The sequence below is a fragment of the Rouxiella badensis genome (genome assembly GCF_002093665.1).
Taxonomy (GTDB): domain Bacteria; phylum Pseudomonadota; class Gammaproteobacteria; order Enterobacterales; family Enterobacteriaceae; genus Rouxiella; species Rouxiella badensis.
Window position 1 is genome coordinate 124,024 of the sequence record NZ_MRWE01000006.1, and the last position, 26,925, is coordinate 150,948.

The 26,925-nt window shown below is 51.8% G+C and carries 23 protein-coding genes; 15 read left to right on the forward strand and 8 right to left on the reverse strand.

Going from position 1 to position 26,925, the window contains the following annotated elements; genetic code table 11:
- Positions 1-47: 47 nt before the first annotated feature.
- Together BS640_RS05530 and cspE are read right to left on the reverse strand one after the other, a co-directional pair.
- Positions 48-818, reverse strand: a complete 771-nt coding sequence (locus BS640_RS05530) for an alpha/beta hydrolase (RefSeq protein ID WP_017490234.1) — start codon at positions 816-818, stop codon at positions 48-50.
- Between the two features lie 259 nt (positions 819-1,077).
- Positions 1,078-1,290 carry a transcription antiterminator/RNA stability regulator CspE gene (cspE, locus tag BS640_RS05535; RefSeq protein WP_017490235.1) on the reverse strand — a complete coding sequence of 71 codons (213 nt, stop codon included), beginning with the start codon at positions 1,288-1,290 and terminating at the stop codon, positions 1,078-1,080.
- 1,219 nt (positions 1,291-2,509) lie between these two features.
- Here cspE and BS640_RS05540 point away from each other — a divergent pair.
- The 6 genes from BS640_RS05540 to BS640_RS22225 all read left to right on the forward strand — a co-directional run bounded on the left by BS640_RS05540 (position 2,510) and on the right by BS640_RS22225 (position 8,732).
- Positions 2,510-2,710, forward strand: coding sequence for a DUF7736 domain-containing protein (locus BS640_RS05540; protein ID WP_017490237.1), 201 nt, complete (start codon positions 2,510-2,512; stop codon positions 2,708-2,710).
- A 410-nt stretch (positions 2,711-3,120) separates the two neighbouring features.
- Positions 3,121-3,504, forward strand: coding sequence for a winged helix-turn-helix domain-containing protein (locus tag BS640_RS05545; RefSeq protein ID WP_017490238.1), 384 nt, complete (start codon positions 3,121-3,123; stop codon positions 3,502-3,504).
- A gap of 195 nt (positions 3,505-3,699) precedes the next feature.
- Positions 3,700-4,980 carry an MASE1 domain-containing protein gene (locus tag BS640_RS05550; RefSeq protein ID WP_081601382.1) on the forward strand — a complete coding sequence of 427 codons (1,281 nt, stop codon included), beginning with the start codon at positions 3,700-3,702 and terminating at the stop codon, positions 4,978-4,980.
- Positions 4,977-5,612: a response regulator gene (locus tag BS640_RS05555; RefSeq protein ID WP_017490240.1), complete on the forward strand. Its 636-nt coding sequence runs from the start codon at positions 4,977-4,979 to the stop codon at positions 5,610-5,612. The genes BS640_RS05550 and BS640_RS05555 overlap by 4 nt, the downstream gene beginning before the upstream one ends.
- A 23-nt stretch (positions 5,613-5,635) precedes the next feature.
- Complete coding sequence (locus tag BS640_RS05560; RefSeq protein WP_225741524.1) at positions 5,636-8,389, forward strand: ATP-binding protein; 2,754 nt, start codon at positions 5,636-5,638, stop codon at positions 8,387-8,389.
- 94 nt (positions 8,390-8,483) lie between these two features.
- The gene (locus BS640_RS22225) at positions 8,484-8,732 is read left to right on the forward strand and encodes a hypothetical protein (RefSeq protein ID WP_081601383.1); all 249 of its coding nucleotides are present in this window, start codon (positions 8,484-8,486) and stop codon (positions 8,730-8,732) included.
- On the opposite strand, the gene BS640_RS05570 is transcribed toward BS640_RS22225, so the two are convergent.
- Positions 8,729-9,925 (reverse strand): MFS transporter, encoded by a 1,197-nt coding sequence (locus BS640_RS05570; protein ID WP_084912146.1) that lies wholly within the window; start codon positions 9,923-9,925, stop codon positions 8,729-8,731. The two genes, BS640_RS22225 and BS640_RS05570, sit on opposite strands and share 4 nt — an antisense overlap.
- The gene (locus tag BS640_RS05575; protein WP_084912147.1) at positions 9,922-11,130 is read right to left on the reverse strand and encodes a serine hydrolase domain-containing protein; all 1,209 of its coding nucleotides are present in this window, start codon (positions 11,128-11,130) and stop codon (positions 9,922-9,924) included. The genes BS640_RS05570 and BS640_RS05575 overlap by 4 nt, the downstream gene beginning before the upstream one ends.
- Before the next feature lie 118 nt (positions 11,131-11,248).
- Here BS640_RS05575 and BS640_RS05580 point away from each other — a divergent pair, with 118 nt between their 5' ends.
- On the forward strand, positions 11,249-12,133 hold the full coding sequence (locus BS640_RS05580; protein WP_017491453.1) for a LysR family transcriptional regulator: 885 nt from the start codon (positions 11,249-11,251) through the stop codon (positions 12,131-12,133).
- An 18-nt stretch (positions 12,134-12,151) separates the two neighbouring features.
- On the opposite strand, the gene BS640_RS05585 is transcribed toward BS640_RS05580, so the two are convergent.
- Positions 12,152-12,850, reverse strand: a complete 699-nt coding sequence (locus tag BS640_RS05585) for a VIT1/CCC1 transporter family protein (RefSeq protein WP_017491454.1) — start codon at positions 12,848-12,850, stop codon at positions 12,152-12,154.
- Between the two features lie 109 nt (positions 12,851-12,959).
- On the opposite strand from BS640_RS05585, the gene pdxR reads away from it, so the two are divergent.
- On the forward strand, positions 12,960-14,375 hold the full coding sequence (pdxR, locus tag BS640_RS05590) for a MocR-like pyridoxine biosynthesis transcription factor PdxR (protein ID WP_084912148.1): 1,416 nt from the start codon (positions 12,960-12,962) through the stop codon (positions 14,373-14,375).
- Here the strand turns inward: pdxR and BS640_RS05595 are convergent.
- Positions 14,372-14,851: a carboxymuconolactone decarboxylase family protein gene (locus BS640_RS05595; protein ID WP_017491456.1), complete on the reverse strand. Its 480-nt coding sequence runs from the start codon at positions 14,849-14,851 to the stop codon at positions 14,372-14,374. The two genes, pdxR and BS640_RS05595, sit on opposite strands and share 4 nt — an antisense overlap.
- A 293-nt stretch (positions 14,852-15,144) precedes the next feature.
- On the opposite strand from BS640_RS05595, the gene BS640_RS05600 reads away from it, so the two are divergent.
- A complete protein-coding gene (locus BS640_RS05600) occupies positions 15,145-16,617 on the forward strand; it encodes an EmmdR/YeeO family multidrug/toxin efflux MATE transporter (RefSeq protein ID WP_026110473.1) in 1,473 nt (490 codons plus the stop codon).
- The gene (locus tag BS640_RS05605; protein ID WP_206600913.1) at positions 16,617-17,075 is read left to right on the forward strand and encodes a thiol-disulfide oxidoreductase DCC family protein; all 459 of its coding nucleotides are present in this window, start codon (positions 16,617-16,619) and stop codon (positions 17,073-17,075) included. Before BS640_RS05600 ends, BS640_RS05605 begins: the two co-directional genes overlap by 1 nt.
- 22 nt (positions 17,076-17,097) lie before the next feature.
- On the opposite strand, the gene BS640_RS05610 is transcribed toward BS640_RS05605, so the two are convergent.
- On the reverse strand, positions 17,098-17,532 hold the full coding sequence (locus BS640_RS05610) for an OsmC family protein (RefSeq protein WP_017491459.1): 435 nt from the start codon (positions 17,530-17,532) through the stop codon (positions 17,098-17,100).
- Positions 17,533-17,916: 384 nt separating this feature from the next.
- Here BS640_RS05610 and BS640_RS05615 point away from each other — a divergent pair, with 384 nt between their 5' ends.
- Positions 17,917-18,210 (forward strand): Rdx family protein, encoded by a 294-nt coding sequence (locus BS640_RS05615; protein WP_017491460.1) that lies wholly within the window; start codon positions 17,917-17,919, stop codon positions 18,208-18,210.
- A gap of 1 nt (position 18,211) precedes the next feature.
- On the opposite strand, the gene BS640_RS05620 is transcribed toward BS640_RS05615, so the two are convergent.
- The gene (locus BS640_RS05620) at positions 18,212-19,129 is read right to left on the reverse strand and encodes a bestrophin family protein (protein WP_026110474.1); all 918 of its coding nucleotides are present in this window, start codon (positions 19,127-19,129) and stop codon (positions 18,212-18,214) included.
- 915 nt (positions 19,130-20,044) lie between these two features.
- Between BS640_RS05620 and BS640_RS05625 the strand changes: the two genes are divergently transcribed.
- The 4 genes from BS640_RS05625 to BS640_RS05640 all read left to right on the forward strand — a co-directional run bounded on the left by BS640_RS05625 (position 20,045) and on the right by BS640_RS05640 (position 26,912).
- Positions 20,045-21,511 carry a sugar porter family MFS transporter gene (locus tag BS640_RS05625; RefSeq protein WP_017491462.1) on the forward strand — a complete coding sequence of 489 codons (1,467 nt, stop codon included), beginning with the start codon at positions 20,045-20,047 and terminating at the stop codon, positions 21,509-21,511.
- Positions 21,512-21,834: 323 nt separating this feature from the next.
- Positions 21,835-23,760, forward strand: a complete 1,926-nt coding sequence (locus BS640_RS05630) for a bifunctional 5-dehydro-2-deoxygluconokinase/5-dehydro-2-deoxyphosphogluconate aldolase (RefSeq protein ID WP_084912150.1) — start codon at positions 21,835-21,837, stop codon at positions 23,758-23,760.
- A 109-nt stretch (positions 23,761-23,869) separates the two neighbouring features.
- Positions 23,870-25,045 carry an arabinose transporter gene (locus BS640_RS05635; RefSeq protein ID WP_051040057.1) on the forward strand — a complete coding sequence of 392 codons (1,176 nt, stop codon included), beginning with the start codon at positions 23,870-23,872 and terminating at the stop codon, positions 25,043-25,045.
- Positions 25,046-25,406: 361 nt separating this feature from the next.
- The gene (locus BS640_RS05640; RefSeq protein ID WP_017491465.1) at positions 25,407-26,912 is read left to right on the forward strand and encodes a CoA-acylating methylmalonate-semialdehyde dehydrogenase; all 1,506 of its coding nucleotides are present in this window, start codon (positions 25,407-25,409) and stop codon (positions 26,910-26,912) included.
- Positions 26,913-26,925 lie beyond the last annotated feature (13 nt).

Consider the following 26,925-nt stretch of genomic DNA (forward strand, 5'->3'; position numbering starts at 1 on the left):
AGCGGGCGCACGCATAAGACTGCGCCCTGCCGGGTTAACCACTACGACTATTTCAGTGCGTGCTGCGCTGCCTGCTCAATCAAAGCGGCCACTTCTTTAGGGTGAGATTCATATACCGAGTGGCTTGCTCCCGGAATTTCAACCTTATGGCTGTGAGCACGTGCGGCATACATGCGTTCAAGATCGGGATTAATGATTTTGTCGGATTCAGCCACCATATACCAACTCGGTTTTACCTTCCACGCTGGGTCAGGAATATTCGCGGTGAAGACGCTGGCGTTGGTGGGCATCTGCGCGTTGGCTTCAAACTGCGCCTCTTTCAACGGCAGGTCGGCGGCAAAGTCGGACGGGAAGTATTGCGGCTTGATGGTCAGATAGCCGTCTGCTGATTTGGCAAAAGGATGCGCCGAATTTGGGAACTTCTTACCGTTGCTGGCTTCGGTTTCACCGGCGTCGAGAGCGTGTGCGGCGATATAGACTAGGCCTGCAACATGTGAATCATTCCCTGCTTCGGTAATGATTGCGCCGCCGTAGCTGTGTCCTACCAGAATAGCCTGACCCTTTTGCTCATCAAGAATGCGTTTGGTGGCGGTGACGTCATCATTAAAGGAGGTCAGCGGTTCCTGGACCAGCGTCACGTTATAGCCGTCCTGGGTCAGAATATCGTACACAGGACGCCAGCCCGAACCGCCCACAAATGCACCATGAACCAGAACAATATTTTTAACCGGCGCCGCCAAAGCCGGTGCCGCCGCACCCGCGAACAGTAATGCAGTAATAGACGAAGTAATCAGACGTTTTTTAAATGAGTTTTTCATGATTTTTCCTTAATGATAGTTGATGTTAGGATGCTGCTGCACCATGGGGACCAGTCTATGGCCGGGGGTCCCACATCAACATGACTCAATCATTACAAAAAAATGACGGAGGGCAGCTCTTTAAGCCGCTTCTCGCTCAAAACTTTTTCCCAGAAAAGCAAAAAACCCGCTTTATGGGCGGGTTTTTCTGTTTGGGCCAACTTAACTGCTCCGGTCTATACCATCATCGCTATCGTAAGTTTGCCTCGCTGTTCACTTATTACAGTGCAACAACGTTTACTGCTGATGGGCCTTTAGCGCCGTTCTCGATAGAGAACTCAACTTTTTGACCTTCATCAAGAGTTTTGAAATCGTTGCTCTGGATAGCAGAGAAGTGTACGAACACGTCTTTGCTGCCGTCAGCAGGGGAGATAAAACCAAAACCTTTACCAGCGTCAAACCACTTCACCAAACCAGTCATTTTAGTAGACATATTAATTTCCTTTAAATTTATACCGCCATAAGGCGAGGGAGGTCTGTTTTTTTAGTTGTGATACTTATGGGGCACTAAAGAAGGAAATTCGCGGTGAAGAGATATCTAGTAAGGATAACGCTAATACAGTGAACTACTTTACTCAAATTGCTTTCATAAGGTCTGTACTACAAACCGAGGAGTGCATTAACGCACGCCATCAAAGATTACGCAAGCATTATTTTTTTTAAAGATTTAGGCGGTTAGTTTTATAAAACTTAATCTAAATCACAAAAAAATGTTCAGATTCGCGTCACTATTTGTCTAACAAATGGAGGAGTGACTATGAACATTGTACAAGGTAAAACTCACAGCAAAGTTACCATTCAAGATGTAGAAGTCATGGTTGCCATGTTGGCTATTGTTGCCATCATCCTTTGGGAACTGCTGTTCTAGACCTTACCAGACAAGGCGTTAGAGCAAAATATGCCGTTGCATATCGTTGCGCGTTAACAGAGACAGGCGCTGGAAATCACCTGTCTTAAAATAAGCAGCGGGATGGAGCTAACCACAGTTGGCAGGATTGATTGGCGACGGCATCTTACTGTGCAGGTTTCTGATTGCACCTACAAACTTAAGCATTTTTTATAAATGCGCGTAATTGGCTATCGGTTGACGACGTTTCCAGTAGGCTGTCGGACGTTAGTAACCGCTCGACTCAAGAACGAAAGGCAAGTCAATGATCAGATTGGCAAGCAGTACAGCCAAACTGGAATAAATGACTAATTTCAGCATAAGGACCTCAGAACACCGCGATAAGAACGAGGAAACCTATCCCGTTCACTAATATTTAGAAACGTGCATCATGAACGGCCAATCCAGCATGACCATAAATGCCAGACTTGCCGCACAAGCAATAATTACAACCTTCATATTGTCCTTAAAAATCAATCCAATAAATCTTTTTCGCTGACCTTCCCGAGAAACATTGCGGGAGATATTTGCCTTCCCGAAACGGTCAAAAATAAGAAGCCTTGACTATTCGCGCTAGTAATAGCAAAAAGCGCAAATGTGATCAATATCACGTTTAAAGAATGAGCACTTTTCGTCTTTTCCCTAAAAATATAACGATAAATATCCCCTGTCGCTTGGGGTTGTTATCCCTGTCTATCCTGGGGCAAAATAGGCTTGAGGATGAAACATCCCACTGACTGTTAACCCCCTCCATCAAGGATCTCCAGTGACCAAACTAACCCAGCAACAGTGCATCATTCTCACCGGCTTTACCGGAATACTGCACGGTGAATTCGAATGGTTTCATGCCGATCTGGAAAGAAGGCTGGGTCGTGAGGTCCAGACCTCAGAGCTCGGCTACCCGGAGTTTATGGAACAATGCAAGGCATTGTATGAAGAAGACTTCTCTGCGCTGATACCTGATTAACTGCGGCAGCTTAATAAAACCGGTCTGCCCCATGGCCGCGCCGGTTTCTTCCCTTAAATACCTCTTTTAACTTCTGAAATTTATTAAAACAATCAGCCAACCCTCGTAATATTTAATTTTTAACAACGATTAGGACGAGTACGGAAAAATTCAACATACGGGAAATCTCGTTGTATTACATCCAGCTTTGCTATTTAATACGCTCAGTTTCACAATCGAAGGTTATCTTAAAACCCTTATTTAAATGATACAGAAGAGGGCAACGCATTTTATACCTTCGTACATTTTATTTAAAAACTTTTAATAATATTAAGCTGGGTGATAACGTGAATACAAAATATATTGCACCATCTATTTTACTTAACAACCCTTTCGTTGATTCCCCTATAATTAATTGTAAGGGAAATCAAATGAGCATTAATAACAAAACCTTTGAAGTCACTGAAAAACATAAAAGGCTGGTTATTTGCCTGCTGAAGGGCGTCACTCAGAAAAACGATATTATAAATATCGTCTGGTATGAACAAGGTGGCATGGTCAGTGATAATAATTACCATCAACTGATCCACAAATTTCGCAATCTGCTTGCCGATAATAATCTGCCGAAGGCGATGCTAAGAACTATCCCGCGCCATGGCGCCATGCTCGACCTGTCATTACTCCCAGAGCAAGAAATCGCACCAGGCGAGATTACTGCCATTGAGTTACAGGCCAGGAAACCCTTTAGCCTGTCTACCCTGGGCAACAGCTTTATGGAAAGTATTAGTCAGATAGCCAAATCGCTGTATCGCTAATCTTTCGCCTTAACACCTGAGCGCATCTTCTCTTGCCCGATCTCAATAACTTTCGGGCAGGAGCGAATGACCTGAGTCACAAATCCCCCCCATTTATTTGCTCTTATTTTGACCTTAGAGCATATCAACGCGTTAAGCCTGTATACTTAAGATCTCGTGAGCCAGAAAGCTCACCTCTCGCAAAGAGATAGTCTGATGACCAGATGGGCGTTCCCACTGAAATGGCTTTTATTTTCATTAAGTTATTTAGCTCTGGCCTTCCTATGCCTTGAAACACGCGACAGCAGCAGCCTTTCCTCGGCGATTTGGTTACCCGCAGGCTTAACGCTCGGTATTCTTTGTTCATCTCCCCTTTCACGTTGGCCGCTATGGTTAGTTAGCGCGGGCACACTGCACGTTCTGGCAAGCTACCTGCATCACCGCCCAATGGATATTACGCTGGTTTTTGCCGTCACTAATCTGGTTATCCTCTGTCTCAGCGCCCACGTTTGGTTGACCCTCATGAAGGGCCGCGGTATCGCCAGCAACCTCAGCGCAATGGCCCTGTTTATCAGCATCGTTCTGGCCGCCAGCGCACTCGGCGGTATGACTATCCTGTTCGCTTTACGCATGCTTGCTTACCCCACTGTCGTCTCTCATTTTGTAAGCTGGAGCATTTCCAATGCGACCGGATGCCTGGCAATGGCGCCACTTTTCATGGTTAATCAGTTGGTTATCAATAAAAGGGTTAAAAGCCAGAACCTACTTTTGATTACCGGAATACTGCTCATTACGTTGGCGCTGTTTTTACCTGATTACGATTATCAGCAAAATATTCCGACAGTGGATTTCTCACTTTATTTGCTTTTTGGCCTAATATTGCTTTCGTTGTTGTTTATTACAGAACGAAGGCTGGCTCTATTACAGGTCATTATTGCGCTTATTATCAGCATCACAACCATTTATAATCGCGGCCCTTTCGCAGACAGTTTCTATTCCGATAACAACGGTATTACCGCTTCTCAACTTTATCTTTTAGCCATATTCATCTCAGCACTGCTGGTGCGAAGCGGGATAACCGATCTCTATTTTTTAAAACGGCAAAGCGAGCGCCAAATATTACTGATGAGCGCCAACTTTGCCGAACAGAAGAGTTACCCCTTTCGCATAAACGTCACGCAGCAAAAGGTTATCTGGACCGATGTCTTGAAGATGCCTGACGCTTTACCGCAGGCAGCACTCATGACTCCGGCACAAATTCTCGGGCGTATGCATCCCGATGACAGAACATTATTTTCACCCTGGTTTATGGGAGCGAATAAGACCTCAGTAAGGCCATTTACCCAACCGGTGCGGCTTATTTTAAGCAGTTCTGATTTCTGTAAGGGGCATATCGCCCTGCTGAGTGACCACGACAACAACGCAAACCTCTACCTGAACGGCGTCCTGACCCTTTATCAGGGCCCCCTACCCGAGCCAGTGAGACAGCTAACATGAAAACAGTTCTGATTGCCGACGACCATCCCGTTTATCTGCTCGGGCTTAAATCGCTCCTGGAGACGCAGTTTGCCAGGGATTACACCCTGAGTGGCACCGCGAGCAACGTCGATGAGCTGCTGGCGTCGCTCAAAAATGCTCAACCTGATCTATTGCTTACTGACTTAACCATGCCGGGCACTCAGCATTCTGACGGTTTACACCTGATTCAGTTTTTACGCCGCACCTATCCCTCACTGCCGATTATTGTTATCAGCGTGCTGTCAAATCAGGCTATCGCGAACTTGATGCTGAATTCCGGCGTGGTGGCCGTGATTAATAAACAGAGTCTGAGCACAGAACTTAACGCCTGTCTTAAGGCGTTGGCGCTGGGGCAAAGCCTGACACGAACCCGCAAGACTCAGGGGCTTAAAAATCTTGCCGATGACAGCCACGCTCACAACGTACCTATCAGCCCCAAAGAAACCGAAGTCTTACGGCTCATGAAACAGGGGCAGACGGTAAATCAGGTCGCCCAAATACTACACCGCTCGAAACAAACCATCAGTGGACAGAAAAAAAGTGCCATGCACAAGTTAGGTCTGACGACGGATGCCGATCTGTACGAATATCTGCTTAAGATTGAACTGTGATTCGCAGCTCGAGGGTCCTTATTTTGTTGCTGCTGTGCCTGGCGCAGCAGGCCTATGCCGAGGTATTACGCATCGGCGTGGATAACGTCAGCGTGCGCTACAGTGAAATTAACACCCGCGTTCAGAATGATGACATCGAGCCGGCGATTATTTCCTTACTTAATCAACAGCTTCATGCTCAGGGAGAGACATCGCTGACTCTGGAGGCGGTGTATCTCTCCGACAACATCATCAAGAACGGCCTGTTGGGCAGCAACGCCCTCGACGCCGTTTTCATGGAAACCTCATTCCCGCCAGTGGCTGACGGCGAAATTGAAACACTTCCGCTCTTCACCACCCACTGGCGCATCGTCTCACTGCCCAACCGCCGTCAGAATGCCGAGACAAATCTTAACGACCTTAACGATAAACATATTATCGTCGTCAACGACGCTCCGCTCTCGGCGTTAAAACAGCGTTACCCTCGGGCGATGCTTATCACCACAGCGTCATTGGGCGAGGCGATTGCGCTGCTAAAAGCCGGTGCAGGGGACGGGGTATTCTGCCGTCAGGCCGCCGCCAGCGTATTGAGCGAAAACATTTATCCCGGCGAGCTGCAGGTCAGCGACGTCGATAGCCTGGTAACCGAGACCCATTTAAGGATGCGGGCCGACAACCCCGCCGTTCTCGCGGCACTTAATCGGGCCATTCCGCAGCTTCCCCAGGACACCATCAAAGATATTCTAAGCCGTAATTTCACCGTATTGACCCTGATGAATATTGTGCCCATGCTCAGGCAAACGCACCGTAACTTCGATACCGCAGCGGTGGCCGTCGGCGTCGCATCACTCTTCCTGATTAGCTTCCTGATTGGGCAGGTGGTTCGCCGCAGACAGGCCGAGCAGCGGTTAAAAGACTCGGTAAAATTTTGGGAGGTGTTGCTCAACAGCCTTTCCACGCCGGTTCTGGTGTGCAACGCTGCCGGGATAATAACTCATGTGAATCAGGCACTTTGCCAAAGTCTAAACATCGACAGGCGGCGTATTATTGGCAGTATGGTCGAAGGGTTGAACAAACAGTTTTTTACCTCACCTGCGCTGGAGACGGCAGGTTTGGTAAAGGCAAGTCAGGCCACCGAGCCGCAGTTTTTCGAGGGGCACTATACCCTCAATCAGAATTTGCACAGCATCGCCGGTTGGATAACGCCCTACAGCAATACATCTATGCTGCCACAGGGTCTGGTGATTGGTTGGTATGACATGACCGAGCGCATCAAACTTGAGGGGCAACTGGCTCAGGCACTCACCGAGGCCAAAGCGTTCAGCCATGAGAAGAGCGAATTTTTGGCACGGATGAGCCACGAAATCCGCTCACCCATGAACGTTATCATGGGTGTGCTAGAGATTGAGAATCAGCGCCTCAACAACCCACAGTCTCCTATCGCCGTGGCCTATAACGCCTCACGTGGGCTACTGCAAATAGTCGGTGATATTCTGGACTTGTCAAAAATCGAAGCCGGTGAAATGCAGCTCAAGCCAACGCCGGTCTCACTCTTTACCTTGCTGACCCGTGCTGCCGAGGCCTATCAGACGCTGGCGAAGAGGAAAGGCCTGAACCTGAATACTCATATCGAAAGCTGTTTTGGCCAGTATTATCTGATTGATGAGGGCAAACTCAGGCAGGTGGTCAATAACTTGCTCAGCAACGCGGTGAAATACACTCAGACCGGGCACGTCGTGCTGTCGGTGCGACGGGTATCCCAGAGTTCCTCAGATAAAAATCAGGAATTAATCATTAGCATCACGGACAGCGGCATCGGTATTGCGCCCGCGCTGCTGCCCGGCATTATTAAACCCTATCGGCAGATATCCTCGTCTACGCCAGACAGCACCGGACTTGGCCTGACTATCTGTCATCAACTTGTCGTCCTGATGGGGGGCAAGCTCGAGATAAGCTCGCGTGAGAACATCGGTTCGACGTTCAGCGTCAGGCTGACGCTAAAACGGGTGGAGGCCGACCAAGCGCCCTCCTCCACGGCAGATTTTTCGGCGGTCAACAAAGGGTTTAGGCTCTGGGTTATCGACGATCTGCCCGCCAACCTGTTGGTAATGAAAATGCAGCTCTCGGCGCTAGGGCATCAGGTGACTACCTTTAACAAAGCAGCCGAGGCGCTCGCCGAGCTGCAACGTCATCCAGCGCCTAAAGTGGATATGATTCTGACCGACTGCCAGATGCCCGAGATGTCTGGCTATGCCTTTGCCAATCGGGTACGTGAGTGGGAGGGCGACAGTCCGTCTCATCTGCCCATCGTGGGCTGTACCGCTAACGCTTTTTCCGACGAGGAAACCAAGTGCCTGAAAGCCGGGATGGACGCTCATTTGACCAAGCCGATGACGCAGGCGGACCTAAAGAACTGCTTGCAGGAGTTGCTGCAAAATCGGCGTATCGACCTCGACGAGGTGATGGCACTTTCTGCCGGGCAGTCGACTATTATCAATAATATCATCAACGAGTTAAAACAGAGCAGCGCAGAGGATCTGCTGCTGATCGAGCAGGCCTGGCAGACTGGAGACATCGACACGCTCAAAGGAAAGGTTCATCGCCTAAAAGGGAATTTTGCGCTAACGCAGTTCGAGGCGGGGCAAAACCTGTGTCTTACGCTGGAGAGAAAGCTGTCGCAGGATGGCCGCGACATTGAGCGCTATCTGTTGCTTTTGCGCCACACCACACGACACTTCATCAGTCTGCTGCAAGCGTTTCAGCCCCCAACTTGGTCACACCGCCCGCCCGCTGATTAATTTTTGTTCTATCATGTTAATTGGTTGAAACCTGATGCCTCGAGAGAGAAAATAGGTCGATTTTATTTTTCACATTGATATCAGTGTCGGACCTATGAACGCACGCAAACCACGCCGTCCCCCCGGACGTTGGACGTATTACATCCTGTATGAAGACATTCTGTGGCCTTGCCCAGTCCGATGGGAGTGGGAAAGTGGCTACGGTGGCTGGCTGCCCTTCTACTTTTCGCCGACGCTGGAGTTCGTCGCCGGGGATCCGTCCAAGGCGACGAAAGTCTCGGGCGGCCGACCTGCCACAGCCAGCCGCATTCGGCAACTTGCCTGTCTCTCAGAGGAGGGCTAACAGTCTGCCTTCTCAGTTGACTCTGCCATCCGCGAGCCGGGCGTAAATCCGTTGCTTTTTGCACGCAGTACAATAGCCAGACTCAGCACCAATAGCAGCAGCATCACCCAGGGGAACGACGAAACACCCTGCGTTTTAAGCAGCACCCCCCCGGCTATTCCTCCTCCTGCGATTGCCAGATTCCAGGCCACGACAATCATCGATTGTGCGATGTCTGCGCTGTCACCCGCCGCGTCTGCCGAAGCGGTTTGCAGCAGCGTTGCCGCACCGCCGAAGGTCAGACCCCAGACAAAAATGCCCAGATACAGCACCGACGCAGAGGCCCCCAGACCGCCAAACGCCAGGCAGGTCAACGCAAAAAGGACAAGGCTCGACAGCACCGTGCGACGCAGCCAGCGGTCCACCAGCCAACCGGTCAACCCAATGCCAAGCATGGCGCTCAATCCGAACAGCAGCAGCATCTTGTCCACCTGTCCCGCGAGCCCTGACCGAGCCAAAAAAGGCACAATGTAGGTATAAAGGATGTTGTGCGCCGTTATCCAGGTAAAGATAACCCACAGCACCGAACGTACGCCCGGCAGTTGCCACACCTGATATAGCGAGCGCTGTTTCTGGCGTGACTCGCCCGGGAAGTCGGGAACCTTGAGCAGGATCCACACCGTTAGCAGCAGGGTCATCGCCGACATGAGGCCGAACGCGGTGCGCCACCCCACTAGCGAGCCAAACCAGGTACCCAGCGGCACGCCGAGCGACAGCGCCAACGGCGTGCCGATCATTGCCAGCGTCATGGCTTTACCCTGCAAGGCAGGCTCGACCATTCGGCGGGCATAACCCGCGATCAGTCCCCACGCCAGCCCGGCCGAGGCACCGGCAAAGAAGCGTGCCACCAGCGTCAGACTATAGTCGGTCGAAAATGTTGTCAGGGTGTTGAATAGCAGAAAGCCCAACACCGATGCCAGCAATGCCCGGCGGCGACGCCATCCACGGGTTGCCACCGTTAGCGGAATTGCCGCCACCAGCGAACCGAGGGCATAAAGCGTGACCATTTGACCGGTCATTGAGGCTGAAACACCTAGACCGCTGCTAATCTGCGGCAGCAGTCCTGCGGGCAAGGTTTCGGTCATGATGGCAATAAATCCGGTCATCGCCAGCGCCAGCAGCCCCGAAACCGGCAGCCTTGAAGTGTCGCTCATGGCTGTGTTACTCCTGAAAGACTCGCATACACGGCGTCACGCAGTTCGTTAACGAATGCGCCCGACATTCCCTCCATCATGGTATTGGTTAACGCGACCACCGTCAGTTCACGCTGTGCGTCGACAAACCAGGAATGGCCGTAGACCCCACCCCAGCGCCAGGTGCCGACGGATTCCGGCGAGCCAGCTTCCTCTGGGTCACGCAGCACAGAAAATCCGAGGCCAAAACCGAAGCCGGGCGCATCTGGTAAAATTGCGCCTGCCGTCTGGTCGCGGCCCATCTCCTCGATTAACGCTTTTGAAAGCAGACCGTGTTTGCCTGAACGCAAGGACTCGAAGAAACGCAACAGGTCCGGTGCGCTACCGACCATACCTGCCCCCGCCGAGGGGAAAGCCTCGGGATTTAGAATGCGCTTTGGCGAAAAGCGGATACCGGCGGTATCGGGAAACGGAGCAACATATTCATTTTCCTGCAATATATGCGGCTCGGGTCTGTCGTTGACGTAAGCAGTGGCGAGGCGCTCAGGCCACAGGGTGTAAAAACCACTGTCGTGCATCTGTAGCGGATCGACGATTAGAGCTTTAACTGCCTGGTCGAGCCGTTGCCCGCAAACCTGCTCAATCACTGCACCCAATACATCGACGGACAACGAGTAGCACCAGGCGCTACCCGGCGTGAAAAGCAGCGGCACGTCGGCAATACGTTGCAGGTTTTCACTCAGTGAGTGCGTAGCGTCGTCCATACCGTCAGAGACTCCCGCACGCGCGTAAGGCCCCTGCTCATCGCTTTCCAGAAAACGGTAACCGAAACCGGCGGTATGGCTCATTAATTGACGTACGGTAATGGTCGCCACCTCACCGTTCGGCAAGCGCGGATGAAAGTCGGCCAACAGCGTATTCAGCGACTGTTCGAGATGAAGACGCCCTTGCTGGACGAGCACCATCGCCGCCGCGGTAACGATAGGTTTTGACACCGATGACAGGCGAAACAGCGTCGTTAAAGACATCACCTGCTGCGTTTCTCTGTCCGCCCAGCCGTGCGCGCGCTGGTAGCGCGTCTCCCCCCGATACGCGACCATGACTACCGCACCAACCAGACGTTTCTCTTCGAGTGCACGTTGGATAACGGCATCAACCGAAGCAAACGGCGACGTTTCCGCGACCTGATGCTCACTGCTTTTTGTTTCCAGAGCTGAGAGTTGCATAATGCTTTTTCCAAAAGTAATGAACCAGAGATTCAAGATAGATCGCTAGGGGTTACGGAAAAAGTGGGGTAGATTTCTCTTATCTGCGGACCTTTTTGTCCGCAATGGGGAGAAACCTATGGACAGCCTGAGCAGTCTCGGCGTTTTTGTACAGGTGGCGGAAACCGGCAGTTTTGTTGCCGCAGGAGGCGTGTTGGGCGTATCGGCCTCGGCAATCGGCAAGAGCATTTCGCGACTGGAAAGCCGGCTGAACGTGCGGCTGTTTCACCGCAGTACGCGAAGCCTGACGTTGACGGCGGAAGGCGCGCTGTTTCTCGAACGCAGCAGGCGTATTTTGGCCGAATTTGAAGCCGCTGAGCACGAGCTGAGCCTTGCGACCCAGTTTCCACGCGGCAGATTACGCATCAGCCTGCCGATGGTCGGTTCACTGATGCTGCCGGTATTGAGCGAATTTATGGGGCAGTACCCAGACATTGAGCTGGAGCTTAATTTCACCGATAAAATGGTAGACGTCATCGAGGAAGGCTTCGACGCGGTGATCCGCACCGGAGAGATAACCGACTCACGCCTCAACCTGCGAAAGCTCGGCGATTACACCAAATACGTGGTCGCCTCTCCCGACTATCTGGCGCAGCACGGCACACCACAAACCTTAGAAGAGTTACCCCAGCACAGCTGCCTGCACTACCGTTTCAGCCGCAGCGGAAAAATCGAACCCTGGCCGCTCACCTTTGATAATCCGGTCGATTTGCCGCTATCGATGGTCTGCAATAACCTAGAGGCACAGGTTTTTTTTGCCGAACAGGGCCGGGGAATTACCTGCCTGCCTGAGTTCTCGGTACGTGAAGGTCTGTCCGCTGGCAGATTGCACAGCGTGCTGGAGCAGTACGTCTCCCACCGTGCATCGTTCAACATTCTTTGGCCCTCGGGCGGCTGCATGACGCCGAGACTCCGGGTGCTGATCGACTTTCTGTGTGAACACACCTTTGCCGTCGACCGCTAATGTGCAGCAACACCCTGCTCAACCGCTGAAATGGGCAAAGAGCGAACCAATAATTCCAGAAGCGCCCATGGCCAGCGCGCTCCAGAAGGTGACTCGCACCACGCCGCGCAACACCGAGGCACCGCCGACTCTTGCTGCGAGACCGCCAAGTATCGCCAGCGATAACAGCGTCGACACGACGATAGCGCCGATGACCCAGGCGTGCGGCACCAGTAACGTGACTAACAGCGGCAGCGCGGCACCGAGGGCGAAACTGCAGGCGGATGTCAGCGCCGCCTGCAAAGGACGTGCCGTCGTTATCTCTGAAATACCCAGCTCGTCACGGGCGTGTGCACCGAGCGCATCGTGCGCCATCAACGCTTCGGCAACCTGTTTCGCCAGCGGCAGGCTCAGTCCACGCTTGACGTAGATCCCCGCCAGCTCGCGAAATTCACCGTGGTAATCCTCCTCCAGCTCTCTGTGCTCCTCTTTTAGCGCCGCTTCTTCAATATCCGCCTGCGAAGAGACCGACACGTATTCGCCCGTCGCCATTGACATCGCGCCAGCCACCAGCCCGGCTAATCCAGTGAGCAGCAGACCGCTGTGGCCGACCTGCGCCGCAGCGACGCCAAGCAATAGACTGGCGGTAGACACGATGCCGTCATTCGCCCCAAGTACCGCGGCGCGCAGCCATCCCGCATGGGAGATACTGTGTGCCTCAATGTGTCCTCTGCTCAATCGACAATCCCTCTTCTCTGTTTTAAATGATTGCAGGCAGGCATCGTCTTGCATGCCAAAGGCGAGATGACATAATTAAATCCCCACAACCTGCATAAATGAGTAGGCCATGAAATCCTCAGCCAGCAGACCGTTGCTTACTATTGAAAGTACCAGCGATGAGCCTTTTTATCGCCAGATTTATCACCGAGTCAGGGCTTCTATCAACCAGGAGTTGCTAAAACCCGGCGATCGCCTGCCCTCGGCAAGGCAGTTGGCGAAAGAGCTGGGGCTGGCGCGCGGGACTATCGAGTCAGCCTATGCGCTGTTGTCCGCCGAAGGTTACATTCAGTCTCAGGGGCAAGCTGGAACCCGCATTGCGGCTAATGTGCAGCCCCAGCCTGAAAACAAAACGCAGCCACAGCGTGCGCCGACAAAGGCTTTTGGTATGCATACCCCGGCCATTTTGCCGCTACAGATGGGGCTACCGGCGATGGACGCTTTCCCGCGCAAAATCTGGGCAAGGCTGGGCGCCAGATACCTGCGCGCCATGCAGCCCAATGACATGAAATATCCGGCGCAATTCGGACTCCCTGCGCTGCGGGACGCGATTGCGGCCTATTTGCACATGGCGCGTGGGATAGCCTGCACGGGCGCGCAGGTGTTTATCACCTCTGGCTATCGCAGCACCTTGCAACTGATTGCTCACACCTTGCTTAAGGCCGACGACGCCGTATGGGTCGAGGATCCCGGCTTTCCGCTAACGCGTCAACTGCTGAATAACGCGCAGCTCAGACAGGTTGCCGTACCGGTCGATGCTGAGGGAATTCAGGTGCATAGCGGGATAACGCTGGCAAAAAATGCCCGTGCGGCAGTGGTCACGCCAGCGCATCAAAGCCCGCTGTGTGTTTCGCTGTCCCTGTCACGCCGTCTGGCCCTTCTGGAATGGGCCACACAGAAAAAATCATGGATTATTGAAGACGACTACGACGGTGAATATCGCTACGTCAGCCGTCCGCTTCCAGCGCTGAAAAGTCTGGATACCGCAGGGCGTGTCTTATACTGCGGCACCTTTAGTAAAGTACTGTTTCCCGGCATCCGACTTGCGTATCTGGTGGTACCGGAAAATGAGGTGCAGCGCTTTGAGCAGGCCAGTCTGGGGTTCTTGGAAGGTATGGGTGAGATGAATCAGGCGATTGTCAGCGCTTTTATGCAGGAAGGACACTTTTCGCGACATATTCACCGTATGAGAAAGCTGTATGCAGAACGACGCGAGCATGCGGCAGCGGGATTAAACAAGATACTGAGCCAGCATCTGCACATCGACCCCCAACCGGGCGGTATGCATCTGGTTTTGCGACTCCACAACGGCCTCAACGACGTCGAGATTGCCGCCCGCATGCGTGCCAACGGGCTATACGTTCATGCAATTTCAAACTGGAGCAGCCACGCCAGTACTGAGCGTGGCCTGCTTGTCAGTTTCACCAATATTGAATCTCAGGCGCAGGCCGAGAAAATTGGCCAGAAGATCCTGGGACTGCTTTAGCGCAGCCCGGATTTTTCCAACCCATAGGCGGCATCCGCTGAGCCAGGTTCGACGCGAAAAGCGACCCCAAGCCGGTTCCAGCCGTTGATGCCGATAATCACGAAGCTGAGATCCGAAATTTCCTGCTCGGTAAGATGCGTACGCACGCGGTCGTAAATCTCGTCGGATACGCCGTGCGCGGACAGCGTAGTCAGGGCTTCAGTCCACTCCAGCGCCGCGCGTTCACGCGGGGTGAACAGCGGCGAGTCGCGCCAGATGGCAAGATGATGCACGCGCAGGTCACGTTCACCGCTGATTTTGGCTTCTTTAACGTGCATGTCGAGACAAAATCCACAGCCGTTAATTTGCGAGGCGCGAATAGTGACCAGAATCTTAAATTCTTTCGCCGCGGCGCTTTTGCTGACCGAGTTGTTAAAGTCGAGATATTTTTTGGCAATCTCGGAAGACACATTGTAATAGTCGATACGCTGGGACATAAAAAAACCCTTTTCAATATTGGAAGATGGTTGCCTGCAAGGTATCTGCCGTTGCGGCTCGTGATACCTGATGGCGACTATCATCACCGCACTTGGCCTAGTGAAAAAGCACCAAGAATCGGCTTATTGACTGGGCCATGATGGGCTATCCCCCCCATTTGGTGCAACTGTTCAACCAATCTGAAATGGCGGTTTGAATTAATTAAATCTGGCACAAAAAGACTTTGCATAATTGTTATTCTTTAATCATGCTTATTTAGTGAAATTCACTTTTTCTTAAAGCTGGAACTATTTTGCAAAACCTCAGAGCCTCAGTGCTCAACGCTATCAAGCGTACACCCTGGTATCCCAAGCGACGTTCCTATCGGGTACTGTTCTGGCGAGAAATAACGCCACTCGCGGTGCCCATCTTCTTCGAAAACGCCTGTGTGTTGCTAATGGGGGTGTTAAGTACCTTTCTTGTCAGTTGGTTAGGCAAAGAGGCGATGGCCGGGGTGGGTCTGGCCGACAGCTTTAATATTGTTGTTATTTCCTTTTTTGCCGCCATCGATCTCGGTACTACGGTGGTGGTGGCCTTCAGCCTGGGAAAACTTAATCACGAACGCGCCCGCGATGCCGCGCGACAGTCATTAATCATCATGACGTTGTTCGCCATACTGCTGGCGATGATCATTGAGTTTTATGGGCAAGGTATCATCGATTTGATTGCCGGCAACGCCGCGCCCGAGGTTAAGGCGCTGGCGTTGAGCTATCTGCGTATTACGGTGTGGAGCTATCCGGCGGCGGCAATCGCCCTGATAGGCTGTGGCGCACTGCGTGGAGCGGGTAATACCAAAATTCCGATGCTAATTAACGGCGGAATGAACATACTGAATATCGTGATCACTACCGTGCTGATTTACGGCTGCCTTTCCTGGAAGGGGCTAGGATTTATCGGCGCAGGATTAGGACTGACGATTTCACGCTATATCGGTGCCATCGCGGTGCTTTATGTGCTGGCAATCGGCTTTAATCCCTCTCTAAAAATCTCTCTGAAAAGCTATTTCACCCGTATCAATACCAGTATTTTGGTCGAGGTGCTGGGTATCGGCATTCCTGCCAGCATAGAATCGGTGCTGTTTAACGGCGGTAAACTGCTTACGCAGGTTTTTGTCGCCGGGATGGGCACCAGCGTTATTGCCGGTAACTTTATCGCTTTCTCGATTGCCTCATTGATTAACCTGCCGGGCAACGCCCTCGGTTCGTCAGCGACCATCATCGTCGGGACGCGCCTGGGTAAAGGTGAGATAGCTCAGTCAGAGTTTCAGCTGCGTCATGTCTATTGGCTCTCCGCCATCGGGATTTGCTCGCTCGCCTTGCTTTCAGTACCGCTGGCGGGCCTGCTGGCGTCGTTCTACACCCGTGACCCCGAGGTTATTCACGTCGTTAAAATCCTCGTCTGGCTCAACGCCGCCTTTATTCCCTTCTGGGCCGCCTCATGGGTCCTGCCCGCAGGCCTGAAAGGCGCACGCGATGCGCGGTTCACCATGTGGGTATCGATGCTGGGAATGTGGGGATGCCGTATTGTCGCTGGTTACACGATGGGAGTGGTGCTGGGGTTCGGCGTCGTCGGGGTATGGTTAGGCATGTTCCTCGACTGGATCGTTCGCGGCATCTTCTTCTACTGGCGTATGGCCAGCGGCCGCTGGTTGTGGAAATATCCACGGCCTGAAAAAGAACCTATTCAGAAAGCGCAGGAAGAAGAGCAAGTTTCGGTGCAGGGATGATGACCACGCCGGGGCCTGCCCCTTACTTACGTCAAGGCGAGCGCGTCGTGATTTATGACGGCGTCTGCCGACTGTGCAATGGGTGGGTCAACTTCCTGATTCGTCATGATAAAAATCACAGTGTGCGCCTTGTCGCCGTACAATCCGAGGCAGGAGAGGCGTTGCTGAAATGGGCCGGATTATCCCCGCAGAACGTCAACACTCTCGTGCTCATCGACGGCGAAAACCTGTATAAACGTTCAGAAGCCATATTTCGGGTGATGTCCTTTCTGCCGTGGCCGTGGCGTATGCTCACAGCACTGCGCCGATTGCCGCTGCCGCTCAGAGACGCCTGCTATAATCGCATCGCCCTTAACCGCTACCGGCTATGGGGTCGTTATGACAGCGTAAAAAAGTTGCAGTCCGATCATCAGGGGCGATTTATCGAGGATGACGATAGAGGGAATGATGACCACTGAGAGCTCAGTGGTCATAGGAAGCCTAGTTATGGAGTTTGTACTCTAACGTAATTTCAGCATTCAGAACCTTCGACACAGGGCAACCTGCTTTCGCTTTCTTAATCAGCTCGTCGAATTTGTCCTCGGGAATACCCGGCAGTTTAACCGCACTGTCCAGCTTAATAGCCGTTATGGCAAAGCCGCCGTCCACTTTATCGAGTGAAACCGTGGCCTTGGTATCAATGCCTTCCGGCGTAAAACCCGCCTCGCCGAGGATAAGAGAAAGTGCCATCGAGAAACAGGCTGCGTGTGCAGCGCCAATCAACTCTTCCGGGTTGGAGCCAGGTTTACCCTCGAAGCGAGTATTAAACCCGTAAGGCTGGTCTTTCAGCGCACCGCTTTCAGTGGTGATGGTCCCTTTGCCTTTCTTGATGTCGCCTTCCCAGTGAGCCTGTCCATACTTATGAATAGTCGCCATAATTTCCTCTGTTCTGTTTAACACAGAACTAAGTATAGACGCTTAACCGCATTGGGAAAGGCAGCCGGAAGGATCCCCCCCCTTCCGGCGCTTATCTCCGGCACTCGCTTGAAACGGCGTTAGCTCTGTATAAGGGGGTTGAAGAGATAATACCATTTAAGATAAATCTCATGAAGAGGATTTACGATTAATAATCATTATCATTTACTTATTTAAGCAACTGTTACCAGATGTATCTCATATTGAGCGTTTCTTCAGCATATTGTGATGCAAAATTCCGCCTTCATGGCCTAAAACACTGCACATTGCTCGTAAGGCGAGAACGATTTAGATTATTGCGGTAGAGAATTCGAGGATTCATTCACTTTAACGGAAGCCATCCACATGGAAAAACGCCCCACTGTTACCATCAAATACTGCTCACAGTGCAACTGGCTGCTGCGCGCAGCCTGGATGGCACAGGAGCTGCTGAACTCCTTCAGTACCGATCTCGCCTCCGTGACACTCATGCCAGGCACCGGCGGTATTTATGAAATTACCCTCGATGACCACATTCTTTGGGAACGCAAACGAGACGGCGGCTTTCCAGATGCCGCCCAGATAAAACAAAGGGTGCGAGATATCTGTTTTCCTGAGCGCTCACTGGGTCATATTGAGGGTAAGAAGATTGACAAATAAATCAGTTTAGCTGGAACTGTTTATCCGGTCGCAGTCTTTGCGGAAGGTTCGTTTCGTCATTCATTTCACGAAGATTGATTTCAATAACGTTGCACATTGCGTTCAACGGTAGGTCGTTCGGTGCCGTGCCGAACGGATCTTCCAGTTCTTCCGCCAGCGCATCCAGCGAGATAAAGGTATAGGAAATAAATACCGAAACCAGCGGCGTCATGTAGTGCAAATCAGGCACCAGCGCGAAAGGCAACAGCGAACAAAACAGATAGACCGTGCGATGCACAATCAGGCTGTAGGCAAACGGAATAGGCGTATTAGAAATACGCTCGCAGCCCGCCAGCACAGAAGACAGCTGATTAATATTTTGGTCAACGCTCTGAAACAGAATGTCCGACACCTCACCCGCCTGACGGCGCTCTCCCAGCCACTGCCCAATTAGCAGCAGGATTCGATTACAGGGCGACGCGCTGCTCTCCAGCGACTTCAGGTCGTGATTTGGCAAAAGACGAGCCAAATCTTCACGCATTGACGTCCCGCGCAGCTGATGTTTCAGGCAATAACTGAAGGCTATCAGCAGTGCTGCAAACTCCTGCGCCAGTTCAGGACGCTGCGGCAGAATGCTTTTAACCTGTCTTAATAGAGAGCGATTAACAATCAGCAAACTTCCCCAAAGTACTCGCGCCTCGGTGAAACGCGCATAGCTGACGCTGTTGCGAAAACCGAGGAAGATGGCGATCGCGACGCCCAGCAGGCTAAAGGGAGCCAACGTCAGCTTGACGCCAAGGGCTTCGTACCACTGGAAGCAGAGAATAGCGACTACCGACATCGCCAGATTCAAGCTTAAACGAAATAAGATCTCGGACAGCACAGAGCCGTGCCAAACGAACAATCTTCGGAACCAATGTTGATGGGGTCTGACAATCATAGAGCAGGAATTAAATTAGGGGGGTTAAGTCTGTGTTATAGCAGATTCATTTGAATAATATCAATCAAGAAACTAAGGCAATTAAGGTTTCTTTAAGGCCGTTAATGCTTGCCTCAATATTGCAATAAGCGCTCAAAATTTCTGAATATTGCTGTGGAAGTCTTATTTTAAGGCCAAACAAAGTGCATCAGGAGGATCAGACAGATAAATTATCGGTTAACTCAAGCCAACTCAATTAGTTAAGAGAAATTTAAAATGACCTTTAAAGGTAAAGTCTGGATCGGAATGGTATGCTCTTCATTAACATTTTGGGGCATCGTCGGTTATGCCACTTATCTGCTTATGGCCTGAAACATGCGCCTAAATAACCTCATCGCAGGCACACTTTGCCATTCCGAATAAATCTTTCACTTACTGTCACTGACAGCCATCATCATGCGGCAAATAATTCAGCGTCACTGCATGTGGCTGTTTAAGGTGCAGGTAAAAAGGCGTTGACCCGTTTACGTTCGGCAAAGCTATGCAGCCGCGGTTTTGGCTACGGGTAACTCAATAGAAAGTCCTTATATTTGAGGAGTCTTTTCGAAAATTAATGTCAGGCTTTGGCTCATTTTATACAGCGCTTTTTAGCCAGGTTAACACAATAAAAACATCGACCACGTCACAAATTATTCCCGCCTTCGCAATAAAATTCACATAAAATACTTTAAAAACATAATGATAAAATTTTCTTCATAAAACGAGACTATTTTTTAAATTGTCGCCCCCCTCACATTAATGAAACATATAATTCACTAATATTCATTTGCGAATTTTTATTTCAAAAAAAGCAATTTTTTATAGAATGTCTCATTAACCTGTACAGAATCCTTTCGCAATTGAGTGCGCTACTGAATGTGAAAAGGGAGGGTAAAAATGGCTACAAACAAGACTCATTACAACCTGGTCTACCTGATGCTTTGTTGCACCGTCGCTGCTTTTGGGGGCCTGCTGATGGGATACGACAGCTCAATCATTTCAGGGGCGATTGAACCACTCAGTGCTTACTTCCAGCTCGGCCCGGCAGAAACCGGTTGGGCAGTGTCCTGTATTCAAGTATCAAGCCTCATCGGCTGTCTGGTTGCGCCAAAAATAAGTGACCATTTCGGCAGAAAGCGTTCACTTTGCGTGACTGCCATTATTTTCGCGGTGTCCATTGTCGGCACAGCGCTGGCACATAACTTCACCGTCTTTATTTTGTTCAGGTTGATTGGCGGACTCGCTATTGGTTTGGCCTGCGTGATTTCTCCCATTTATCTGGCGGAACTTTCTCCTTCAAGATATCGCGGTCGAACCACCGCGCTTTACTCTATTTGCTGTGTGGGCGGTCAAAGCGTGGTGATGCTGACCAACTTCTTCATCAGTAAATCAATGACCTCCGCCGTTTTAGTGGATACCGGCTGGCGTCTAATCCTTTCCTCGGCGCTGGTTCCCTGCATCGCTTTACTGGTGTTTATCTCGTTTATCCCCGAATCGCCACGCTGGAGCGTATTTAAGGGTCGCGATAAAGAAGCGCTGACTACCCTGGGTAAAATTTCAAACCTTGAACATGCCAAAACCGTGTTTGGTGAAATCAAAGATTCAATTAAGACCGATATCCACAGTACGGTAAAAGCTAAATTCACACTGAATAAAAAAACCTTTCCTCTGTTAATCATTGGTATTGGCCTTGCCTTGGGTAACCAACTGAGCGGCGTAAACGTCATTCAGTATTTTGGCCCTACGTTGATGAAAAATATCTCCAGCGATAACAACACTGCAATGTTCCTGGCCTTCGTGCTGGCCTTTGCGCAGTTCCTTGGTGTCGTAGTGGGCATGTTTCTGCTGGATAAAGTGGGGCGACGTAAACTGCTGCTGTGGGGCGCACTCGCTTCGACGGTTTGTCTGGCCTACTCCTTCGCCGCATTCTATCTGCGCTTCGCAGGGGTATACTCTGTATTGGGTCTGTTTGCTTTTATGTTTTTGTTTGGTATCACCTGGGGTCAGGTTATCTGGACCGTGTTGGGCGAAATCTTCCCGATGGAAATTCGCTCTATCTGCGTAGGTATTTCGGTGTGCTCGCTGTCTGTCGCTAACTTTGCCGTCAGCACCACCTTCCCTATCATGAACAGCAACCCCTACCTGCAGCAGGTGTTTCACGGTGGGTTCCCGCTGCTGCTGTTCTCGGGCTTCTCGTTGCTGATGTTCCTGTTTACTTATCGCTATGTACCTGAAACAGCTAACGTTCCGTTAGAAAGAATCGAAGCCATCGTGTTGAGAAAATACTATGGTCGCGATATCGAAGACGACGTTGAACCGGTTCATGGCGAAAACATCGGCCCCCTGGGTGATGGCATAAAATAAGCGTTCCTTTGACCTGACCAGATGGCCCGGCTCCTCATCATGAGAGTCCGGGCCATTTGTTTATGGGATAGACATAAAATGAATTAAAAATGTCAAAACAGGATATTTCATTTCATTTTGCCAGTGGGTTCACAATTTAATTTATTTTCTATAAAAAACAAAAAATTAACAAAATAACGCAAGATTAAACCTTTCACCAATATGATAATTTGTGAGCAACATCATAAAAACAATGCGTTAAAATATTTCATTTATATTGAAAATGAAATTATTAATCCTTAATATACTTTAAAGGCCATTCAGCTTGGGTTGAGGATAGGAAGATGAACAACGTGCAAAAGAAACTGGATGTTATCTGTTTGGGACGTATCGCCGTCGATCTGTATGCGCAGCAAATTGGCGCCCGCCTGGAAGATGCAAGCTCCTTTGCCAAATACCTCGGCGGATCGTCGGGTAATGTGGCTTACGGAACGGCTATTCAGGGGCTGCGCTCCGGCATGCTCGCCCGCGTCGGCGATGAACACATGGGACGTTTCCTGCGCGAAGAGTTAACCCGCGTCGGCGTCGATACCCAATATCTGATTACCGATAAAGATCGTCTGACCGGCCTGGTGCTGCTGGGCATCAAGGATCAAGACACTTTCCCGCTTATCTTCTACCGCGATAATTGTGCCGACATGGCGCTGAAGCCACAGGACATCAGCGAAGACTACATCGCTTCTTCGCGCGCTCTGGCTATCACCGGAACACACCTTTCGCATCCCGATACCCGCCAGGCGGTGTTGACCGCGCTGGACTATGCCAAAAAACACGGCCTGCGTCGGGCGCTGGACATCGACTATCGTCCGGTGCTGTGGGGCCTGACCGCGCTGGGTGACGGTGAAACCCGCTTTGTTTCATCCGAGAAGGTCACCCGCGAGATTCAAGAGGTGCTGCATCACTTTGACCTGATTGTCGGGACGGAAGAAGAGTTCCACATCGCAGGCGGCAGCACCGATACCCTGACCGCCCTGGCGCGCGTTCGTGAACTGACCGATGCCACCCTGGTCTGCAAACGCGGTGCATTAGGCTGCTCGGTATTTGAAGAGCAGATCCCCACGTCCTGGGATGAGGTAAAACTGCAAACCGGCGTTCGTGTCGAAGTGCTGAACGTACTGGGGGCGGGCGACGCCTTCATGTCAGGCCTGCTGCGCGGTTATCTCAATGACGAAGGCTGGGAACAAGCCTGCCGCTACGCCAACGCCTGCGGTGCGCTGGTGGTTTCACGCCACGGCTGTGCGCCCGCCATGCCAACCAAAAAAGAGTTGGACGACTATCTGCTGCGTGACAAATCTGTGCCGCAGCCAGACAAAGACGCCCGCCTGAACCACCTGCATCGGGTCACCACCCGCAAGCAGCATTGGCCAGAACTGTGCATCTTCGCCTTCGACCACCGTAAACAGCTTGTGGACATGGCGCAGGAAGTCGGCGCTAACGTCAACGAGATCCCGCGTTTGAAAGTATTGCTGCTCGAGGGTGCGCGTCAGGCGGCTAAAGAGGCCGGGCTGCGTAACAACAGCGGTATTCTTGCCGACACGACCTTCGGACAGAACGCACTGAATGCCATTACCGGCGAAGGCTGGTGGATTGGTCGCCCGATTGAACTGCCGAGTTCGCGTCCTCTGCGCCTTGAACACGGGAACATTGGTTCGCAGCTGATCGATTGGCCGCTGGAACACGTGGTGAAATGCCTGATGTTCTACCATCCAAAAGACGATGCTGCACTGCGTGAAGAACAGGAGGCCTTGGCGCTGGAAGTTTACCAGGCGTGCTGCAAGTCCGGCCACGAGCTGCTGCTTGAGATTATCCTTCCGAGCGACAGTCCCTTCCAGGACGAGAAATATTATGCCCAGACCGTTGAGCGCTTCTACTCCCTCGGGATCCAGCCTGACTGGTGGAAACTTCCTGCGCAAAGTGTCGAAGGCTGGAAAGCGATAGGTCAGCTTATCGACAACAACGATCCTGATTGCCGCGGCATTCTGATCCTCGGCCTCGACGCACCAGAATCTACGCTGAAAACCGGCTTTGCGGCCGCAGCAGATATTCCATGGGTCAAAGGCTTTGCGGTAGGACGCACCATCTTTGGCGAATCCTCCCGCCAGTGGCTGGCAAACAAGTTTAATGATGAAGAACTGATTAACGACGTGAAGCAGCGTTACCTCACGCTCATCAAATACTGGCGTGAATATCGCCCGGCTAGCCATCGCTAATACTCTGCCCTTGGGGCCTGACTTCCGCTCGACAGTCAGGCCCTCGCTATTTTCAGCTTTGTCGCATTTAACCGCTCATGTCATTCATTAACCACAATGGGTTCCGCCGATGACGACATTAATTCAGGAGCCACACCCTCGCCGCCTTTTATTACGGCTCAGTATCGGCATGTTTGTCGCCTATCTGTCGATTGGCCTGCCGCTGGGGATTATTCCGCTTTACGTACATCAACAGCTAGGGCTGAACGACGTGATGGTCGGTATCGCCATCGGTACCCAATTTCTGACCACGCTTATCACGCGAAGTACCGCAGGCCGCTGGGCCGATCATCAGGGCGCGCGGCGCACCGCCTTTCTGGGCATGGCCAGCTGCGTGGGTTCAGGCATTGCCACGCTTGCTGCCGCGTTGATGCCGGGAAATGCTCTCGCGCTGGCTTACGGCCTACTGATCGGCGGACGCGTACTGCTTGGCGTGGGCGAAAGCCTGTTACTGACCGGCAATCTGACCTGGGGAATGGGGCTGGCTGGCAGCAGTTTGGCGGGTAAGGTCATGTCCTGGAATGGAATGGCGACCTATGGCGCGATGGCCGCCGGTGCACCGTTGGGATTAGCAATTTACCACTCTCAGGGGATGGCCGCCGCCTCGGGTCTGATGTTGGTATTGCCGCTGATTGCGCTGGTTATCGACAAAGGCGTACCACCGGTTGCCGTACATACTGGCAAAAGACAGCTGCTCAGCGCTATTTGGCTGCTCATCTGGCGACCGGGTCTGGGCCTTATGCTACAGGGTATCGGGTTCTCGGTGCTCAGCGTGTTTGTCACCCTTTATTTTGCCCAATTTGGCTGGCCATATGCCGGTTTTGCGTTGACGGCGTTTGGCAGTGCGTTTATCGCCGTCCGGCTGACTTTTGGCAACCTGCCGGACAAGATGGGCGGCATTAAGGTGGCACAGTTTTCCTTACTGGTGGAATGCGCCGGGCTGCTGCTGATTTTTCTGGCGGTTAATCCCTTGATGGCGCTGGCTGGTGCCGCGCTCACTGGCTGTGGCTGTTCGCTTATCTTCCCTTCGCTTGGCGTTGAGGTAGTGCGCCGTGTACCGCCAGAGGCCAGAGGTACGGCATTGGGGGGATTTTCGGCCTTTCAAGATTTGGCCTATGCGTTGACAGGCCCTCTGGCAGGGATTCTCACAGGCCACGCGGGCTATCGCAGCGTATTTTTGCTGGCAGCGGTGTGCGCTTTTCTCGGCATGCTGCTGGTGAAACTCGGTCTGACAAAACGAGGATAAATCCACGCCCCAGTGTCCAGAAAACACCTGTAATGAACTTTTTATACCGTTAAAATGAAATGTCAGACATTCTCGTGCGCATGACAACGGTCTCTATGACGTTTTCAGCCCAGGCCTTATCTGACGGCATTTCATCAAAAATTTAAAGCATTTAAATCATATAGATATAATTTTAAGGCCTGTATTTTAGGTGCACATCTCCGCAGGTTGAGATCATAAAATCCTGCCACCGATCACAGAAACATAAATTCCATAAAATTTAATTTGAAACATTTAGTTCAAAGTAATAAGGTTAATTCAGTCGGGCGATCCTTAGCAGGGTCCAGCATACTCATCACGGTTCTGAGGTAAGGTAGAGAAGATGGAAACAATCGCGAATTTCATTAATGGCCAGCTCCACACGAGCAGTAGCAAAGAAACTCTGCCGGTAACTAATCCGGCTACCGGTCAGGTCATCCGTCAGGTCACACAAAGCACCGAGAAGGAAGTGTTACAGGCCATCGAGCATGCACACAAGGCTTTCCCTTCATGGGCCAAGACTCCGCCTCTGCGCCGTGCACGTATCCTTTTTGAATTCAAAGCCTTGATCGAGAAGAACCGTGATGAGCTGGCTGAACTGATCACCAGCGAACACGGTAAAGTCTATTCCGATGCGCTGGGTGAGCTGACCCGCGGTCTGGAAGTGGTTGAATTCGCCTGCGGTATTCCGCACCTGTTAAAAGGCGAGTATTCCAACACCGTCGGCACTGGCGTAGACAGTTTCTCGGTCATGCAGCCGCTGGGCGTGGTAGCGGGAATTACGCCATTTAACTTCCCGGCAATGGTGCCAATGTGGATGTTCCCGGTCGCACTGGCCTGCGGTAATACCTTTATCCTGAAGCCACCGGCTCCAGCCCCTTCTGCCTCAATCCGTCTGGCTGAACTGCTGAAAGAAGCAGGCTTGCCGGACGGCGTTTTCAACGTCGTTCACTGTGGCAACGAAGCCGCCAGCCTGTTAACCAGCGATGAACGTATCCAGGCAGTCAGCTTTGTGGGCTCCTCTGCGGTTGCCCAGCATATCTACGCTACCGCCAGCGCCCACGGTAAACGTGTACAGGCGTTTGGTGCCGCGAAAAACCACGCTATCGTCATGCCGGATGCCGACCTCGATGCGACCGTGCAAGCCATTATGGGCGGCGCATTCGGCTCTGCCGGTGAACGCTGCATGGCGCTGCCAATCGTGGTTGCCGTAGGTGATGACACCGCCGACAAACTGATTGCCAAGCTGACACCGCTGGTCAATGCGCTGCGTATCGGCCCGGGAAATCTGCGCGGTAAAGAAGAAAATGAAATGGGCCCCGTCATCTCTAAGGCTCACCAGTCCAAGGTCGTTGGCTATATCGATCAGGGCGTTGCCGAAGGCGCGAAACTGGTTATCGACGGCCGCAACCACAAGGTTGAAGGTCATCCGGAAGGCTTCTACGTTGGCGGTACACTGTTTGACAATGTCACCACCGATATGAAGATTTACCGCGAAGAGATTTTTGGACCGGTCTTAGGCATCGTCCGCGAGAAAGATTTCGACTCGGCGCTGAACACTGTTAACGGCCATGAATTTGGCAACGGCAGCGCGATTTTCACCACCAACGGTCACTATGCTCGTGAGTTTGTGCAAAACGTTGAGGCTGGCATGGTGGGTGTCAATATTCCTGTGCCGGTACCGGTGGCCTTCCACTCCTTTGGTGGCTGGAAACGCTCGGTGTTTGGCGCGTTGAACGTGCATGGGCCAGACGGCGTCCGCTTCTATACGCGTATGAAAACCGTGACCACTCGCTGGCCAACCGGGCAACATACCGTTGCCGAGTTCAGCATGCCGACGCTGGGTTAATATTTTCTACACA